Here is a 15,928-nt window from a genome sequence, read left to right as displayed (position 1 = left end):
CCCGGGTGGTACGTCATCAGGCGGCGGTCATCACCTGGTCGGCGCCCAGCGGGCGGTGCGGGGCGATGATCTGGCCGTCGGGCAGCAGTTCACCGGTGTCCTCGAAGAGCAGAACGCCGTTGCACAGCAGGCTCCAGCCCTGCTCAGGGTGGTGCGCCACGAGGCGGGCGGACTCTCGGTCGGCGGATTGGGCGGTCGGACACGGTGGCTGGTGCTGGCACATGGCTGGGATCTCTCGCTGTGTCGTGGTCATGTTGGTCCCCCGTGGTGATGAGCCGGTGTGGTGATGAGCCGGTCTGAACCCAGTGTTGCCGTCCGGGCGTCGATCCGCAGGCATTTCGCGGCACCGCTTCTCACCGGGTGATGACGCATCGCGCACACGTATGGTTCAGCCCAACTCGGGGACCGCCTCTGGCCGTTCGCGACGAGAGGAGCGAGGGCCCGGGTCGTGGGAGTGCCGCCTGCCCCGCGACGCCGTGCCCGCAGCCGGACGTACCCCGCCTCCGGGTGCCGGAGACGGGGTACGGCAGGGGTGCGGGGTGGTTCAGGCGGGCGAGCCGAGCAGCGGCACGGGCGTCACCCGGTGGGTCAGGACCGGCAGCAACTCGGCCACCCGGTGCGGGGTGTGGGCGGCGATGCCGGGTGGCGCGGGGGCCAGCGGGACCAGCAGGTCGGTGGCGGCAGGATGGTCCTCGGCGCCGTCCGCCGCACGGTCCCCGTGCAGCCACAGCGTGAGCATGTACAGGCCAGGTACGGACAGCAGACGCGGCTGGTACGGCTGGGTGAGTGTCTCGGCCTGGTGCAGGGCGCGTTCGGTGGAAGCGATGTAGGGCCCCTCGAAGAAGCGGGAGAAAGCCCAGCCGTCCGCGGTCAGCACGGTCTCGGCCGCGGCCACCGAGCGGCCGCCACAGCGGATCATGAACCGCCAGCCGGTCAGTCTTGTGACGGCCCCGGACTCCGCCGTGATCCGGTCCAGCACATGGACGGGCAGCGGGAGTTCGGCGGTGACGGGTCCCTCCGCGTTGCGCAGGGAGGGGGTCGGGGCCTCGCGGACCGCGGTGGGGGAACCGAGGGCCGTGAGGACGGAGCGCAGTGCGGGCGTGGGAGCAGGGGGGACTTGCAGCGGCATGGTGGGTCGCCTCTCTCGTTCGACAGGCGCGCTGGCGCGAGGGCGTGGGCGGACGGCGCTGTCAGCTCGATGCGGGCAGTGAGGGCGGGACCCGGGTCGGTGAGCGAGGTGCGGGCGAGGCCTGCCGCACGTCACCTTGACGGCAGGAATCAGGACCGTGGGTGCCAGCCGTCTGCCTTGGAGCGGAGTTTATACGACCAATGTTCAGCTGCTGTTTCAGCTAACCGTCGCCGGTGAATAGTGCAAGGCGTTATTCGGCCGCCGATTTGCGGTATTCATGCCGATTCAAGGTCCGATCCGGCCCGCTGACCTCGGAATACGCTCTTCGAGCGGTCGGCCGAATGCCGTCAGTGTTTTTCACGAGATCGACGGGGCACCCGAAGATGCGGACGACTTCATGCCCGGTGAATGTGCCACAGGACACATTCCGACAGCGTAGCGGTCGCGGGGGTCGCGCGGGACGTTATCGATCGCCTCGGCGGGGCATCATCCAACCTGACCGGTACCACCGGCGGCCGGAGGCTCGGCCCGCCCATCCGAGGAGGGACGCTTCGATGGGGGAGAAGGTCGTGGCGGGGTCGTTCGACCTGTCCGAACGCCGGCGCTACCGAGACAAGCTCGTCCGGTGTCTCACGGGACTGGAGCGTCTGCTGGACGAGAAGCGGTTCGACCGCCCGAAGAACCTCATGGGCGTGGAGATCGAATTGAATCTCGCCGGCCCGGACGGCATGCCCAGAATGCTGAATGGACAAGTACTTGAGCGCATCGCGAGCCGCGATTTCCAAACAGAACTCGCCATGTTCAACCTGGAAGTCAACATAGCTCCACATCGATTGGGCGGCCGGGTATTCGACCGGCTCGCGGAGGAACTTCGCACCGCACTCGCCTACGCCGACCGGAAGGCCCAGGAGGTGGACGCCGGGATCGTGATGATCGGTATTCTGCCCACCCTCGACCGCGACGACCTGGTCTCCTCCAACCTCTCCGAGGCCGATCGCTACACGCTGCTCAACGATCAGATCGTGGCCGCGCGCGGCGAGGAGTTCATGCTGGACATCGCGGGCGTGGAGCACCTCACCTGCACCTCCAAGTCGATCGCGCCCGAGGCGGCGTGCACCTCCGTCCAACTGCATCTCCAGGTCACCCCGGCACGCTTCGCCGACGTGTGGAACGCGGCGCAGGCGGCCTGCGCGGCCCAGATCGCGGTCGGCGCCAACTCGCCCTTCCTCTTCGGCCACGAGCTGTGGCGCGAGTCCCGGCCGCCGCTGTTCCAGCAGTCCACGGACACCCGCCCGCCCGAACTCCAGGCGCAGGGGGTGCGCCCGCGCACCTGGTTCGGCGAGCGCTGGATCTCCTCGGCGTACGACCTGTTCGAGGAGAACCTGCGGTTCTTCCCGGCGCTGCTGCCGATGTGCGACGACGAGGACCCGCTGGAGGTGCTCGACGCCGGTGGCGTGCCCCGGCTCGCCGAACTCGTCCTGCACAACGGCACGGTGTACCGCTGGAACCGCCCGGTCTACGGCATCGCGGACGGCGTACCGCATCTGCGGGTGGAGAACCGTGTGCTGCCCGCGGGACCGACCATCACCGACGTCATCGCCAACGCCGCCTTCTACTACGGTCTGGTGCGCGCCCTCGCCGAGGAGCCGCGGCCCGTGCGGGCCCGGTTGCCCTTCGTCGCGGCCGAGGCCAACTTCGACGCCGCCTGCCGGTACGGCATCGACGCCCGCTTCGTGTGGCCGCGCCGTGGCCGCTACGGCGGCCTCGGCGAGGTCGACGCGGTCACCCTCGTACGCGATGAGCTGCTGCCGCTGGCCGCGGCCGGGCTGGACGCGTGGGGCGTCGAGCCCGCCGACCGGGACCTGTATCTGGGCGTCATCGAGGAACGCTGCCGACGCCGGGTCAACGGCGCGGCCTGGCAGTCGGCGACCTTCCACCGGGCCCTGGAACAGGGGCTGTCCCGCGGTGCGGCGCTGGCCGCCACCACCCGCCGCTATGCCCAGCTGATGCACCTCGGCGAGCCCGTCCACGCCTGGCCGGTGGGGCTGCCGCAGCCGGCGCCCCTCGGCTGAACGCACGGACACCGGTGCGGCGATGCGGCGGTGCGGCCCGCCGGCCGCGCCGCCGTCGCGGGTTCAGCCCGCGGTGTCGCCCGCGCCCGCAGCGCCCGCAGCGCCCGCCGCACCCGCCGCCACGATCGCCTTCAGGATCACCGAGTGGATCTGCGCGGGGTCGTCGACCATCTCGGCGATGCCGCCCGTGGCCTCGGCCAGCCGCGCGGCCTCGTCCCGGGACGCCTCCGGGCCCACGGCGATGACGACCAACGGGACGGGCCGCTCCGGGTCGCTGAGCTTCTCCAGTTCGGCGACGAGCGCGGAGCGGGAGATGCTGCCCGGGTCCTCGTTCACCCCGTCCGTCAGCACCACCAGCGCGTTGAACCTGCCCTTCGCGTACGACGCCGTCGCCGCCCGGTACGCGGCCAGCGTCGTGTCGTACAGGCCCGTGGCGCCGCCCGGCACCGGTTCGAGGCCGCCGAACGCCGCCGTCAGCCGGGACCGCTGGGTGCCGTCGCCCGCGCCCTTGCGGTCGCCGAGCCGCTCGGTCGGCACCAGGACGCGGTAGTCCGTGTCGCCGTCCAGCCGGGTGGCGAAGTCCCACAGCCCGATCTCGTCCTCGGCCGTGAAGGTGTCGAGGGCCTGGAGCAGCGCCGCCCGGGTGACGTCCATGCGCGTGCGACCCGTACCGGGCACGGGCTCCGCCATCGACGCGGAGGCGTCCACGACCGTGGTGATCCGGGCGCTCTGCACCGTGATCGTCCATGTGCCCAGCGCCTGCTGGAGGTCCGTGCCGGTCGGCGGTTCGGCCGACGGCTCCGCGTACGGCTGCGGGGTGCTGCCCCCGGCCCGGTCGACCACCGTTCGGGAGACGTCGTCGTCCGTGCGGAAGCCGTACTTCTCCAGCAGCCGGTGCTGTGCGGGCTGCCGCAGATACGTCATGAACCGGACCGCGGCCCGGCTCTCGTCCGTGGTCAGTTCCGCCTCGTCGACCAGCGCGTAGGGATGGTCGAGCGACGGGGACCCGTCCGTGGGATAGAAGAGGTCGAGCCGCCGGCCGGGGTCGGCCGTCGTGTTGTGGGCGAACGCGGCCTGTTCGCTGAGGATCAGTGCCGTGTTGCGCTCGGGGTCGTCCCGCTCGGTGCCGGAGGAGCCACGCGGCAGGGTGCGCAGCACCTGCTCGTCGGTGGCGGAGACGCGCTGCGCGAGCGCCTTCATCATGGCCGCCGCCTGGGTCTGCCCGCTCTTCGTCCCGGCGGCGGCGTTCAGCCGGGTGAGCGCGAGCAGCCCGGTCGCGCTGCGCGCCGGATCGGCCGCGCCGAGCCGCAGGGAGTCGCCGCGCAGGGCGGCGCCCGCCAGTTCGGTCCAGGTGTACGTCTTCTTCGGCCAGCCCAGCGAACGGGCGGCGGCCGGCAGCATCGCCACCCCCACCGGGCTGGTGGCGACTTGGCCCAGCTGGTTGACCTGCGTCGCCCTCGCGTCCGCCGCGACCCGCTCGACCCACACCTCCGAGTCGGGCACCCACACCTGCGCGTCGGGCTTGCCGCCCCGGCGCAGCGTGTCCGCGACATGGACGGAGTCCTGCGCGCTCACCGTGAGGGCGATGCAGCGGCCGTCGGAGGTGACGTCCTCCGTGCGCGCCCGCTCGGCCGCCGCCCGCAGCGCCGGGGCCAGGTCCGGGGCGACGGCCAGGGTCAGCCGTACCGGGTCGTCCTGGCAGGAGGAGCCGAAGGAGAGCAGCCCGCCGCGGACGGCCGCCGCCGTGCCGCCCGCGACGGTCAGGACGAGCACCGTCGCGATGGCGACACTGCGGCGACGGGCGCGCGGACGGGGGTCGGCCGCGCCCGCCCGGGACCGATCGGGCAAGCTGTGACGTCCCATGGCGGTGGTGCCCCTCCCTGGTGAGCCGTGCGGCGCAATCCGGCCGCACGGCAGGCCACGGGGAGGTACGCCCCGTGCGGCTTCCGTCCCCCGGGCGGCCTGTCGCGCACGTCCTTCGTAACTTCTTTCGAGACCCTAGCGGGGCGAGGGCGAGCATGGGGCGGGATCAGTCAACTGGAGGCAGGTGTGCAGGTGGAGGCGGACCCGGTGACCGGTTCTGAGCCGCGGGAGCGGCCCTCGCGGCGGATTCTCCGGGACGAGACGCTGCTCGTTCTGGGGCTTTCGCTCGGCGCGAGCGGGGTGTCCGCTCTGATCAGCTTCATCGGCTCGGTCACCGAACCGGGGGGTCTCAAGGACCAGGCCACGACCCTCAACGCCTCCGCCGCGCCGGGCCGGCCCTGGCTGGATCTCGCCTGGCAGCTGTTCGGCATCGCGACGGCGCTCGTCCCCGTCGCGCTGGTGGCGCATCTCCTGATGCGCGAGCAGAAGAGCCTGCGCACCCTCGGCTTCGACCGCACCCGTCCCTGGCCCGACCTGGGCCGCGGAGCCGGTGTCGCGGCCGTGATCGGCAGCGCCGGGATCGCCTTCTATCTGGCCGCCCGCGGCCTCGGGTTCAACCTCACGGTGGTGCCCGAGGCACTGCCCGACGTGTGGTGGAAGTACCCCGTGCTGATCCTGTCCGCGCTGCAGAACGCGATCCTCGAAGAGGTGATCGTCGTCGGCTATCTGCTGCGCAGGCTCGGCCAGTTGGGCTGGGGCCCGGGCGCCGCGCTGGCGGCCAGCTCCGTGCTGCGCGGCTCCTACCACCTGTACCAGGGCATCGGCGGCTTCCTCGGCAACCTGGTCATGGGCGTCGTCTTCGTCCATCTGTACCGGCGCTGGGGCCGGGTCGGTCCGTTGGTGGTCGCGCATTCCCTGCTCGACATCGGCGCGTTCGTGGGCTACGCGCTGCTCGCCGGCAAGGTGGGGTGGCTGCCGACGGCGTGAACCGGTCCGCGTGGGGGCGTACGGCCGGCTCGTACGCCCCCTGGGCGGGTCTCAGACGAGCAGTTCTCCGTCTGGGCGGGTCTCAGGCGAGCAGTTCTCCGTCGATGACGGTGACCGCGCGGCCGGTGAGCAGCGTGCGCTCGCCGCGCAGCACGGCACGGACCACGCCGGAGCGCGCGGAGGCTTGCAGGCCGGTGAGTGCGGAGCGGCCGAGGCGCGCCGACCAGTGCGGCGCGAGGGCCGTGTGCGCGCTGCCGGTGACCGGGTCCTCGTCGATGCCGACGTTCGGGAAGAAGCACCGGGAGACGAAGTCGTGGCCGCGGTCCGGGTGCGCGGCCCGCGCGGTGGCGATGATGCCGCGCGTCGAGTACGCGGCGAGCGCCCTGTGGTCGGGCGCGAGGTCGAGGACGGTCTTCTCGTCGGCGAGTTCCAGCAGCAGATCGCCGACCTGCGGGCCGGTGTCGAACGCGGCGACCGGCTCGGCGCCCAGGGCTTCGGCGACGCCGGCCGGGACCTCGACGGGGGTGAGCGGGGCGGTCGGGAAGTCCAGGGTGATCGAGCCGTCCGCGTCGGGGGTCGCGATGAGTACGCCGCTGCGGGTGGCGAAGCGCAGCGGCCCCTCGTGCGCGCCGGTGGTGTGCAGGACGTGGGCGGCGGCGAGTGTGGCGTGCCCGCACATCGCCACCTCCGTGACCGGCGTGAACCACCGCAGGGCCCAGTCCGCGGAGCCGCCCTCGGGCAGGCGGTGCGCGAACGCCGTTTCGGCGTGGTTGACCTCCATGGCGATGTCCTGGAGCCGGTCGTCCTCCGGGAAGGCGTCCAGAAGCAGGACCCCTGCGGGGTTGCCGGCGAAGGGGCGGTCGGTGAAGGCGTCGACGATTCGGATGCGCATGCCGACGACGCTAGAGGCAACGGCGCGGGCCGCACCAAGGCCAATCCACGAACCCTGGCCCGATCGCATACCCGGCCCACGAGTCCCCGACCCGGTCCGGTCCCCGTCCCCGACTCCGGTTTCCGGTTCCCGACTCCGGTCCCCGGTCCCGGTTCCCGACTCCGGTCCCCGCCCCCGGTTCCCGACTCCGCCCCCGGTTCCCGACTCCGGTCCCGGTCCCCCGTCCCTGGATCCAGTCCCCGGTTCCTGACCCTGGTCCCGGTCCCCGTCCCCGACTCCGGTCCCCGTCCCCGACTCCGGTCCCCGCCCCCGCCCCCCGACCCCGGTCGCGGCCCCCGGTCCCGGTTTCCGTCCCTGCTTCCTGTTCCGGGGACGACTCATGTGGCCCGTCTCAACGGAGTTTGACCAGTCTCAACGAAGTTTGACCGGTGCCCGAGGGGCCGGTTCGAGGGCCGAGGAAGTCATCGGAGTCACTTTTTGGGGCCCGTGGGGCGGGTGGCCCCGGCCCGCGCGGCGGCTGCCGCCTCCAGAAGGGACCAGCCGTCGATCTCCACCACCCGCCGCCCCTCCGGCCGCCACCCGCGGGTCGACGCCGCGTCGAGCAGGGCTCGGACGGCACCGGGTTCGTGCAGGTTCAGGGAGGCGCCCCGGACGTACCCCACGTCTCCGGAGCCCAAAGGAGCCCCGCCCGGGACGTATCGGCCCGGGCCCTCGGTGAAGACGATGCGCAGTGGTCCGCCGGTGCCAGCCGGCTGCGGGTACAGCGTGAGGGTCTCGCAGCATGACCGGCCGCTGTCCGCCACGCTGTGGCTGTGGCTGTGGCTGTGACGGAGCGTCCACAGGTACGCGCGCCCGTCGGCAATCAGCCGACGGGGTTTTTTCGAACGGCGGGGCACGGAACCGAGGGTACGTGGCCCGATCCACAAGCCCCTGGCGGTGACCGGACTTCGAGGAGACGAACAGGACGGTCGTCAAGCTTCGGTGAGACCGGTCAAGGCCCGATGAGACAGGACAGACGACTCATGACCCGTCTCAGTGAAGGTTGATTCGATCTCAGGCAACCTGGACTGACCGGTCTCCGTCTCAGCGAAGACTGGCGACCTGCTCGTTTGTCTCAACGAAGATTGATCGGCCCGACGGGCCATGCCCCGTTGCCCGTGTCTCGCTTTGGGGTGGTTCTTACCTCGTTACGGACGACTGGACAACGTCCCGGCGCCCGGGCATGAGGCCGATCCGCCGAGCGGCAGGGAGGGGTGTGCGGGTCGATTCCGAGGTGGCCTGGGTCCAGGAGGATGTCGAGGGACGCAGGCCGCTGGGTGACGCGACAGCGGTTGCCTTCGAAGCGATCGCTCCGGTGCGGGAGTTCGGGAAAAGCTCATTGTCTGACGGGTGGTCTTCGGGAGGCGATACTGACCTTCATGACTCCAGCGATCCACGCGGACACGGTCCCCTTACGGGCATTCGCCGAGGGCGACCTCGCGTTCCTCGATCGCCTCTGCACGGATCCCGATGCGCTCGGCGAGTTCGAGTGGCCCGGATTCGGTGATCCGAGGGCACGGCGCAAGCGGTGGGAGACCGACGGGTACATCTCCGCCGAGTCCGCGGCGGTTGCGATCGTGCGGGCCGACGACGCGGTTATCGGCATCGCCACGTGGAAGCCCCGCGGTTTCCCGTCGGGTGTCACCTACGAGATCGGCGTTGGAGTGCTACCCGAGCATCGTGGATAGGGGGTGGGTACGGTGGCACAGAAGCTGCTTGTGGACTACTTGTTGGACCACACGACTGCGAACCGAATCGAAGCCCTCACCAATGGCGGCAACCTCGCCGAGCAGAAGGCCCTCGAACGCTTGGGGTTCAGTCGGGAAGGGGTCATGCGCGGTAGGTCCTTCCAGCACGGCAAGTACGTCGATGTGCTTGTCTACGGCCTGCTGCGTTCAGAGAACCGTCCCGGAACCCCATGAGGACACCAGACACTCGCATCCAGCCGCCGCGCGGTCTAACTCGCTTAACAGCCAGCAGTGTTCACGCGCGTGCAAGGATGGAGCCATGAGGTCAGGACTGCCTTTCGGGGAGGAGCTGCGGGCCAAGCTTGGCGCGCCTCGTCGTGGTCGCCGACTGGGCAGCAGCCCGCGGTCACGGGTATGGCGGACCGAGCTGTCCGGCACAGCAGTGGTGGTCAAGCAGCTGGTCGACGGTCCGGAGGCCGCCGAGAGGTATGCACGCGAGGTGGCCGCGCTGAAGCTCGCGTCCCGGGTCGATCCGCCAGTGGTGCCGATGCTCCTTGGTACTGATCCGGGGGAACGGGTCCTGGTTCTTGAACACCTGGAGCACCAGCAGCCTCGCGAGGACTGGGTAGTCGACTACGCCTCGGCGCTGGCCCGACTCCACGCGGCCACCGGCACCGACGATACAGGCGTACTCCCCGCCTGGTCCGGCCCGACCCAAGACGACGTCGCCTCCTTCCTCGGGCTCGCCAAGACGCTCGGCGTCGCGGTGCCGTCCGGCACCCGAACCGAGCTGGACGGCCTCGTGAACCGCCTGCTCGGCACACCGGGCCATGCTCTGCTGCATGGCGACCCCTGTCCCGGCAACGACATGCACACCAGCAGTGGCGTCCGGTTCATCGACTTCGAACAGGCCGCGCTGGGCAACGGGCTCGTGGAGCTTGCCTACCTGCGCATCGGCTTTCCGACCTGCTGGTGCGTCACCGCCCCGGCCCAGCCGCTGCTGCATGCAGCGGAGACCGCCTACCGGACGACGTGGCGCAACGTGACGGGCACCGAGGTACATGACGATCTCACTGATGCATGCGCCGGCTGGCTGCTACGAGGCGACGCGCTGGTCCAGCGGGCCTACCGCGGAACCGCCGACCACTTGGCCAAGATCCCGAACCGCGACTGGAAGTGGGGCACGGCAACGGCTCGGCAGCGACTCGTGCACCGTCTCGGAATCGTCAGCCAGCTGACTGCGGACAGCGGTGAGCTCAAGGGCGTGGGGCAACTCGCCGCGGCCATCAGGCACGGCATGCTCACCCGATGGCCCACACTCCAACCACTACCCCTACAACGGCCGTAGGGGAACCCTTCACCCTACAATCCGGTCGGTGACGACCTCGGACCACAACTCTTGACAATTTCTCAACGGTCGCGGCCTCAGCAGTATCAACGGCTGACTCACCGAGGAGACTGACAGCGGCAATTGGTATCTGATGCCCGGCGAATCGGTCTGAAATGACCTCCGAACTCAACGCGCGTTCCGCTGCCGTTCGCACCCCAGCTCAGAGTGCACTGGGCTCGTCATGATCGATGAGACGCGCACACAGGTCACGCAAGACAGGCAGTCTGTGACCGTTCCGTTTACTGGTGTGTCTTCGGTGTGGCAGGCCAGCCCCGGGATAGCCGATAGCACTTGCGTGAGCACCACCGCCGGTCCCTGCCGCTCGCGGGGCGCTGGAATGACTTATGGCATTGTTCGCAGGTCAGCGGGTTGAAGAAGGTTGCTGGGTCATGGCCGCGGGATGCCCGTGTGCGGCATCGGCGGCTGCACCACCGGCGATGGGGATCGGACGGGAATGTGACCTCTATCGGGGTTCCGCAGAACGCGCATGTCCGTGAAGGCAGGGGAAGTCCGTGCTGCTCGATCATCCAGTCCCAGCGGGAGACCTGTCGGGTGCATTTTTCTGAGCAGGTGTGCTCGGAGGCCGGGGTGTCCGGTGGCAGGGGGTGCTCACAGGCGGTACATGTGCGGGGTTCGTGCTGCTCGACGGTGTCGTTGTTGCGATGTTGGCGTTCGATGTAGGCCACTCTGCGGCAGGCGGTGGAACAGAGCCGGTAACGTTGGCCGAACTGGATCTTCATGGGTTGCCGGCAGATTCGGCAGGGCTCTGTGACCTCGAGTTTGAGGGATGGGCGGGCTCGGCATCGGGCGGAGCAGTAGCGGGGCAGGTTACCGAACGTGCGGTCGAGCAGGAATACGGAGCCGCACTCCTTGCACTTGGCGGTGTCGAGAGTCTTCCGCAACTGTCCGGCGTCACGGCCGGTGACGGCCGAGAGCCGTTCCCAGGACGGGCTGCCGCGATAGCCGGGCGGTCCCGCGAGGAAACGCCGCAGGTAGGTGGGTGGGAGGCAGTTGGCATGGGCGAGGCGGGCGATGAACGGATAGCAGCCTTCACCAGCGATCGGCCGGACCTGAAAGGGGAGCTTGGCGATCGCCTCACCGTTCGTACTGGGCTGTTTCACGCGCTCGCTGTCCTCCCTGACATCACATCTGGGCCGATTGCCACCGAAGTTGGATCGGTGATCAGGCGGGATCGGCGTGGGTGGGGTCGGCTCCCGGTTTCTCGCGGCGTCGGCGGCCGCGGGCTGCGCAGGCGTTCGAGCAGTTCCAGCGGATCCTTCGTCGGCCTGGTTGTATGGGGATGCCGCATTCAACACAGTTGGACGGTTGATCCGGACGCGGTCCTCCGGGGAAGAGGGTGCGCGTGTGCCCTTTGCTCTTGACGTAACCCCAGTCGCAGCAACGCTTTGAGCACCAGCGTCTGTTGGAGAACCTGCCGAGGGGCTTCCCGCATGCTTCACAGGCCTTGATCGGGAGCTCCTCCAACGCGCGTTTGCGCTGCTCGCGGGCCAGTTGGCGGCACGTTCGTGAACAGTAACGGCGGCTGTGCTGTTCTGCGGGGACTTCGGCGTTCTGACCGCAGCCTGCGCAGACGATCAAGCGATGCGTGGGGGGCTCGTCGGCTGGGCGTTGGAGTCGTCGGCGGTAGCTCTTCGTTCGGCAGGCAGCAGAGCATGTCCGGCGTTCAGTCGCCGTGTTGTCGAGACGCAGCACGGTGCCGCATCCCCTGCAGCGGGAGTGGCCCAGGATGTTGCTGAGTTCGACGGGGTCACGGTCACTGACGGTTCCAAGGCGCTGCCATAGGACGGGGCCGTGATAGCCGGGCGGCTCTCGCAGAGCCCTCCGCAGGTAGTACGTCTTGAGGAAGTTGGCCTTGGCGAGGCGTTCGATGAATTTGTCGCGGCCCTCGTCGGCAACGGGTCTGACCTGGAAGGGCAGGGGGACGAGTGCAGGGCCGGCCCACGGCCCGGTGCTGGTCAGCTCCCGTCCTGTGGCGTGCGTGTCCGGGTGGTTGCGGCGACGTCGAGGGGGACGTTCACCAGGTCCTTCTTCGTGATCTTCTCGGTGCCGCTGAGGATCGCGTCGATCGCGGATCCGCGGATCTGGTGCGAGAGCGCACCGATCATCCCGCCGGTGCGGTCGTGGAGGAACCGGTCCAGACGGGCAAGCGTGCCCGGCGTGTGACGACGCAGGAGCAACGTCTGCTCCAAGGTTCTGACCAGTGCCTTCCATTCGGCGTTGTAGGGGAAGAAGTGGGAGGGGATCAGCGTGAAGCGTCCGGCGATCTGGGCCCCGCGGGTACCGGAGAGCAGGGTGCTGTGCTCGACGTCGATGCCCGCGTAGACAAATGTGGCCGGGATGCGTTCGGAGAAGTATTTGAGGGTGTCGGCGACCTCGGCGCCGGTGCGGCTGGTGAGCGAGATGTTGTGGATCTCGTCGACCAGGACCAGGCCGGTGCGGCCCTTGGTGCAGACACCGACGACGGCCTCGATGATGTCGGTGATGTTGAAGCGGCCGGGCGTGGGCAGTCCGAGGAAGCGCGCGAACTCGGCAGCGATCATGCGGGCTGTCGCGGCCGGCGGGACGGTGATGTAGAGGACCGGGATGCGGTCGGGTGAGTTCGGGTGGCGGTCGCGGTCCTGGATCTCGTGGGCGAGGCCGAGCTGGGTGATCGCGATGGTCTTTCCGGTGCCCGCGGGCCCGGAGACGATCAGGCCGCGGCGGGCGCTGACGGCGTGCCGGTTCAGCAGGATCAGGCGTCGGCCGGTGGTGACGGTGTGACGGACCGTGGAGGTGGCCACCACCTGAAGGCGGGTGTGGTGGTCCAGGCGGTCCTCGGTGTCGCGCGCGAGGTCAGCGTCGTTCAGCACCGCGTACTCGTGCTCGGTCAGCAGGGCCGGCGGAATCGGCGGCTCTTGGGCGAACTCGCGCCAGCCCGGGCGCGTACTCAGGTGTCCGCCCGACTCGGAGGGCAGGACGTGCGGCGTGGTCATGAACGTCTCCAGGGGTCCTCGCGCGGGTCGAACAGGCCGAGCGGGATCACGTCGGCCATCGGCTCTTCGTCTTCCGGCTGTTCTTCCTCGGCGAGCTCGTCCGCGGTGACCGGTGACGGGTCTGGCGGCGGAGTGAGCGCAGCTGGAGCCGTGGCTCTGGTTCGCGCGGTCACCTGACGGTCCCGCTTTGAGGGCTTGCTCCTCTTGGCCTTCTTGCCCTCGACGGCCTGGACAGGGCCGCCATGGGCGCGGGTCAGCAAGGCAGCCACGGCCTCGGCGAGTTCTTCCTCGGTGGCCTTGGGCAGCTGGTGGCTGACGTGATCCCAGGCAAGGTCACCGAAGGGGATAGGGGCCCGGTTCAGGTATTTCCAGGTCGCCTGGACCCATTCACCGTCTCCGCGGTGGTTGCGTACCCAGACTCGGGAGACGTCGTAGGGGTCGCGGTGGACCTCCCAGAGCCCTCGCTTGGCGGCGACACCGGAGTGCCGCCGTCGCATCGGCCCGAGTTCCGGAGCGTCGTAGGTGCGGTTGTTGATCCGGATGCCGTAGGCGTTGACGGCACGCCAGGCCGCGGGCAGCAGCTCGATGTAGTCCTGGCCGCCGAGCGCGACCGGGACGTAGCCGCAGGACTCGACCAGTGCGGCGTACTTCTGGTTCGGCGTGAACAGCCGGCCCGGATGGTCGGGGTCACGCAGCCCTTCGTGGGGACGGTTCTGCCACTTGGCGACAACCCACTCGTCGAGCAGTTCCTGCAACTCGGGCAGCGACCACAGGTTCTCCTTCTCCGGGTGCCGACCGCGGCGGTCGGTGTTCCGGCCGGTGTAGCCGGGGAGGAACTGCACGAACATCGTGGCGACGGAGCCCAGCATCTTCTCGATGTGGCCCTTCTCGAAGGGCGAGCCCTTGTGCGTCGGCTGGAAATCGATCTCCAGGAACCGGCAGGAGGCCCGGAAGTTGTGCGAGACGAACACCTTCCCGTGATCGCAGACGATCATTTCCGGGACGATCACCGGCCTGGCGGCCGCGTGCTCGAGACGCTCGTCCAACGTAAGCAGCCGGCGATGCGGCAGCACGGAGCGGGACATCTTCAGCGCATCCACCCAGCCCGGCCGCATCAACTCCGGCGTCACGGTCCTGGCCAGCAGCACGCTGGCATCGACCGACTTCGTCGACGGCCGCAGCACGAGCGCTGTCGGAGTCCGTGTAGCGACGTCGATCATGCCGGTGAGCTCGACCTTGCCGACGACTCCGTCGTCGAGGCGCACCATCACGTCGAGGGGGGTGGAGTCGATCTGCATGACCTCGCCCGGAGCGGTCACCGTCAGTTCCCCGAAGGGGGCGCCCGCCGTGTGGGCCTTCGACCGGCGTGTCACCGCCGAGCCCGTCGAGTGGGTGCCGGCCGTCAGTTTCTCCACCAGCCGGTAGAGAGTGGCCCTGGACGGCCACGGAGCCGCCTCCTGTCCGTCCTCAACCTCGGACTCGGTCTCGGCCTGGGTAAGGATCTCCTTTGCCCTCCAGATGAGATAGGACGCGGTCCGGGTGGAGGTGTCGACGCCTTCCTTGATGGCCTGTCGCATCGCGTCCACCACCCGGGGATCCACCGCCCCGAACTCCGGCCGTTTGCGGGCCGCTCGGCCATCGGCCAGCCCGGCAACCCCGTCCTTGAGATAGTGGCGACGCAACCGGGCGACCGTGCTGGCCGTCACCGGACGACCGGACCGGGACAGCTCAGCAGCCTTGGCCCTCTCCCTCGAGGTCACCGACGTGCCGGCCCCGTACTCCCCACGCGGTTTCGTGCCGGGCTCCGCGTCCGGCGGCAGCCCGTGCACCACTTCCAGGATGTGGCCCTCCCACCACAGGGCCTGCTGGACCGCTACTGCCGGGAGCGTCTCCAGAACGGACGAGGGCGGCAACGGCATCCGCTCCGGGCGGAACAAGACCTCGAAGTCCTCCGCCTCGAACAGCTCGATCAAAGCCACCACTCGGTGCGGAGCCTCGGCGTCCTCCAAGACCGCGGCCTGCGCGGTCACCTCGAACACTCCCCGGACCTGCCCGTCGAACCGGACTCTCTCGCCGACCGCCAGAGCCGGCGGACGCCTCAGCCGGCCCACCCGTGTCGTCCCTCCGCCCAGACCAGGCTCCCGGTCTCCAACAGTCCTTCCGACAGATCCGCCTTCAACTTCCCCGACCACAGCAGGTGGAACAGCACCGGCAGAACCTGGATCCGGTCGCCCGCAAGGACGGCCCCCTCCCATAGGCCCTTCGGCTCGCTGAACACCTCCAAGAGAAGGTCGGCCACCGCCACCGGCCGACCAGAGCGTGCCCGGCGATACCGTGCCAGCCAGCGGACGTTGGCCATGAGCACCGGATCCGGACGGCGGGCCCACTCGAAGTCCCAGCCCACCGCCCCGCAGGCCCGCTCGGCGGCAGCGAAGGCCTCCCGCGTGCGCTGATCCATGTCCTCCTCAGCGCGGACGTCCACGACGCGGGCATGCCCCGTAGCCAGCCGGACGAAGTAATCGGGAGCGTGGCGTCGTTGCCGTCGGCCGTCGTGCCAGTGCAGCCAGAAAGGCTGCGACGATATCGCCGTGACCTGCGGATCTCGGTCGAGCAGGATCAACCGGTCCCGTTCCAGCCACGACTCATAGCCCACGTGATCTCGCGCGGTCACCGAGTAGTACCAGCCGGCGAAGCCCGGCGTGCCCTTGTCCCAACGGAACAACCGGACAGGCTCGACCGCCTCGAACGGGACCTGCCAACTCGCTCCCAGCGGGAGCCTGCGACGCTCTCCGTGGCTGAGAAAGTCCAGCTCAAACGCTGATAACGCCTCATCGCCGTACACACGCGACAGCGCTTCCACCGCACCCCCAGCCCG

At 69.6% G+C, this 15,928-nt stretch carries 13 protein-coding genes; 5 read left to right on the top strand and 8 right to left on the bottom strand.

All coding sequences use genetic code 11. From position 1 onward, the window contains the following. Positions 1 to 16: 16 nt before the first annotated feature. Together ABT245_RS35640 and ABT245_RS35635 are read right to left on the bottom strand one after the other, a co-directional pair. Positions 17 to 223, bottom strand: a complete 207-nt coding sequence (locus ABT245_RS35640) for a DUF5999 family protein (protein ID WP_351742124.1) — start codon at positions 221 to 223, stop codon at positions 17 to 19. Positions 224 to 544: 321 nt separating this feature from the next. Further along, positions 545 to 1,129 carry a hypothetical protein gene (locus ABT245_RS35635; RefSeq protein ID WP_351742070.1) on the bottom strand — a complete coding sequence of 195 codons (585 nt, stop codon included), beginning with the start codon at positions 1,127 to 1,129 and terminating at the stop codon, positions 545 to 547. A gap of 554 nt (positions 1,130 to 1,683) precedes the next feature. Here ABT245_RS35635 and ABT245_RS35630 point away from each other — a divergent pair. Next, on the top strand, positions 1,684 to 3,201 hold the full coding sequence (locus tag ABT245_RS35630) for a glutamate-cysteine ligase family protein (protein ID WP_351742068.1): 1,518 nt from the start codon (positions 1,684 to 1,686) through the stop codon (positions 3,199 to 3,201). A 63-nt stretch (positions 3,202 to 3,264) separates the two neighbouring features. On the opposite strand, the gene ABT245_RS35625 is transcribed toward ABT245_RS35630, so the two are convergent. Beyond that, on the bottom strand, positions 3,265 to 5,064 hold the full coding sequence (locus ABT245_RS35625) for a substrate-binding and VWA domain-containing protein (RefSeq protein ID WP_351742066.1): 1,800 nt from the start codon (positions 5,062 to 5,064) through the stop codon (positions 3,265 to 3,267). A 186-nt stretch (positions 5,065 to 5,250) separates the two neighbouring features. Between ABT245_RS35625 and ABT245_RS35620 the strand changes: the two genes are divergently transcribed. After that, entirely contained in the window at positions 5,251 to 6,051 is an 801-nt protein-coding gene (locus tag ABT245_RS35620; RefSeq protein WP_351742064.1) for a CPBP family intramembrane glutamic endopeptidase, read from the top strand. Between the two features lie 82 nt (positions 6,052 to 6,133). Here ABT245_RS35620 and ABT245_RS35615 read toward each other — a convergent pair whose 3' ends face one another. Both ABT245_RS35615 and ABT245_RS35610 read right to left on the bottom strand, forming a co-directional pair. After that, a complete protein-coding gene (locus ABT245_RS35615; RefSeq protein ID WP_351742061.1) occupies positions 6,134 to 6,943 on the bottom strand; it encodes a PhzF family phenazine biosynthesis protein in 810 nt (269 codons plus the stop codon). 470 nt (positions 6,944 to 7,413) lie between these two features. Next, positions 7,414 to 7,839 (bottom strand): hypothetical protein, encoded by a 426-nt coding sequence (locus ABT245_RS35610; RefSeq protein ID WP_351742059.1) that lies wholly within the window; start codon positions 7,837 to 7,839, stop codon positions 7,414 to 7,416. 522 nt (positions 7,840 to 8,361) lie between these two features. Here ABT245_RS35610 and ABT245_RS35605 point away from each other — a divergent pair. The 3 genes from ABT245_RS35605 to ABT245_RS35595 all read left to right on the top strand — a co-directional run bounded on the left by ABT245_RS35605 (position 8,362) and on the right by ABT245_RS35595 (position 10,018). Continuing rightward, complete coding sequence (locus tag ABT245_RS35605; protein ID WP_351742057.1) at positions 8,362 to 8,670, top strand: GNAT family N-acetyltransferase; 309 nt, start codon at positions 8,362 to 8,364, stop codon at positions 8,668 to 8,670. A gap of 12 nt (positions 8,671 to 8,682) precedes the next feature. Then, entirely contained in the window at positions 8,683 to 8,904 is a 222-nt protein-coding gene (locus tag ABT245_RS35600) for a GNAT family N-acetyltransferase (RefSeq protein ID WP_351742054.1), read from the top strand. A gap of 85 nt (positions 8,905 to 8,989) precedes the next feature. Then, positions 8,990 to 10,018, top strand: a complete 1,029-nt coding sequence (locus tag ABT245_RS35595) for an aminoglycoside phosphotransferase family protein (protein ID WP_351742052.1) — start codon at positions 8,990 to 8,992, stop codon at positions 10,016 to 10,018. A 2,018-nt stretch (positions 10,019 to 12,036) separates the two neighbouring features. On the opposite strand, the gene ABT245_RS35590 is transcribed toward ABT245_RS35595, so the two are convergent. From ABT245_RS35590 to ABT245_RS35580, 3 genes are read right to left on the bottom strand one after another with little or no spacing between them, the layout of a single operon-like run. Further along, positions 12,037 to 13,053, bottom strand: coding sequence for an AAA family ATPase (locus ABT245_RS35590; RefSeq protein WP_351742049.1), 1,017 nt, complete (start codon positions 13,051 to 13,053; stop codon positions 12,037 to 12,039). Next, a complete protein-coding gene (locus ABT245_RS35585; RefSeq protein WP_351742046.1) occupies positions 13,050 to 15,164 on the bottom strand; it encodes a TnsB C-terminal domain-containing protein in 2,115 nt (704 codons plus the stop codon). Before ABT245_RS35585 ends, ABT245_RS35590 begins: the two co-directional genes overlap by 4 nt. Continuing rightward, on the bottom strand, positions 15,152 to 15,913 hold the full coding sequence (locus tag ABT245_RS35580; RefSeq protein ID WP_351742043.1) for a TnsA-like heteromeric transposase endonuclease subunit: 762 nt from the start codon (positions 15,911 to 15,913) through the stop codon (positions 15,152 to 15,154). The genes ABT245_RS35585 and ABT245_RS35580 overlap by 13 nt, the downstream gene beginning before the upstream one ends. Between the last annotated feature and the right edge of the window lie 15 nt (positions 15,914 to 15,928).

The organism is Streptomyces sp. NPDC001508, from assembly GCF_040298665.1.
Lineage (GTDB): Bacteria > Actinomycetota > Actinomycetes > Streptomycetales > Streptomycetaceae > Streptomyces.
This window is presented reverse-complemented; position numbering and strand designations above follow the sequence as displayed.

What these genes read in the sequence shown, in the direction of transcription:
- ABT245_RS35640 (WP_351742124.1), bottom strand. Translation starts at nt 223, where the DNA reads ATGTGCCAGCACCAGCCACCGTGTCCGACCGCCCAATCCGCCGACCGA.
- ABT245_RS35635 (WP_351742070.1), bottom strand. Translation starts at nt 1,129, where the DNA reads ATGCCGCTGCAAGTCCCCCCTGCTCCCACGCCCGCACTGCGCTCCGTC.
- ABT245_RS35630 (WP_351742068.1), top strand. Translation starts at nt 1,684, where the DNA reads ATGGGGGAGAAGGTCGTGGCGGGGTCGTTCGACCTGTCCGAACGCCGG.
- ABT245_RS35625 (WP_351742066.1), bottom strand. Translation starts at nt 5,064, where the DNA reads ATGGGACGTCACAGCTTGCCCGATCGGTCCCGGGCGGGCGCGGCCGAC.
- ABT245_RS35615 (WP_351742061.1), bottom strand. Translation starts at nt 6,943, where the DNA reads ATGCGCATCCGAATCGTCGACGCCTTCACCGACCGCCCCTTCGCCGGC.
- ABT245_RS35605 (WP_351742057.1), top strand. Translation starts at nt 8,362, where the DNA reads ATGACTCCAGCGATCCACGCGGACACGGTCCCCTTACGGGCATTCGCC.
- ABT245_RS35595 (WP_351742052.1), top strand. Translation starts at nt 8,990, where the DNA reads ATGAGGTCAGGACTGCCTTTCGGGGAGGAGCTGCGGGCCAAGCTTGGC.
- ABT245_RS35590 (WP_351742049.1), bottom strand. Translation starts at nt 13,053, where the DNA reads ATGACCACGCCGCACGTCCTGCCCTCCGAGTCGGGCGGACACCTGAGT.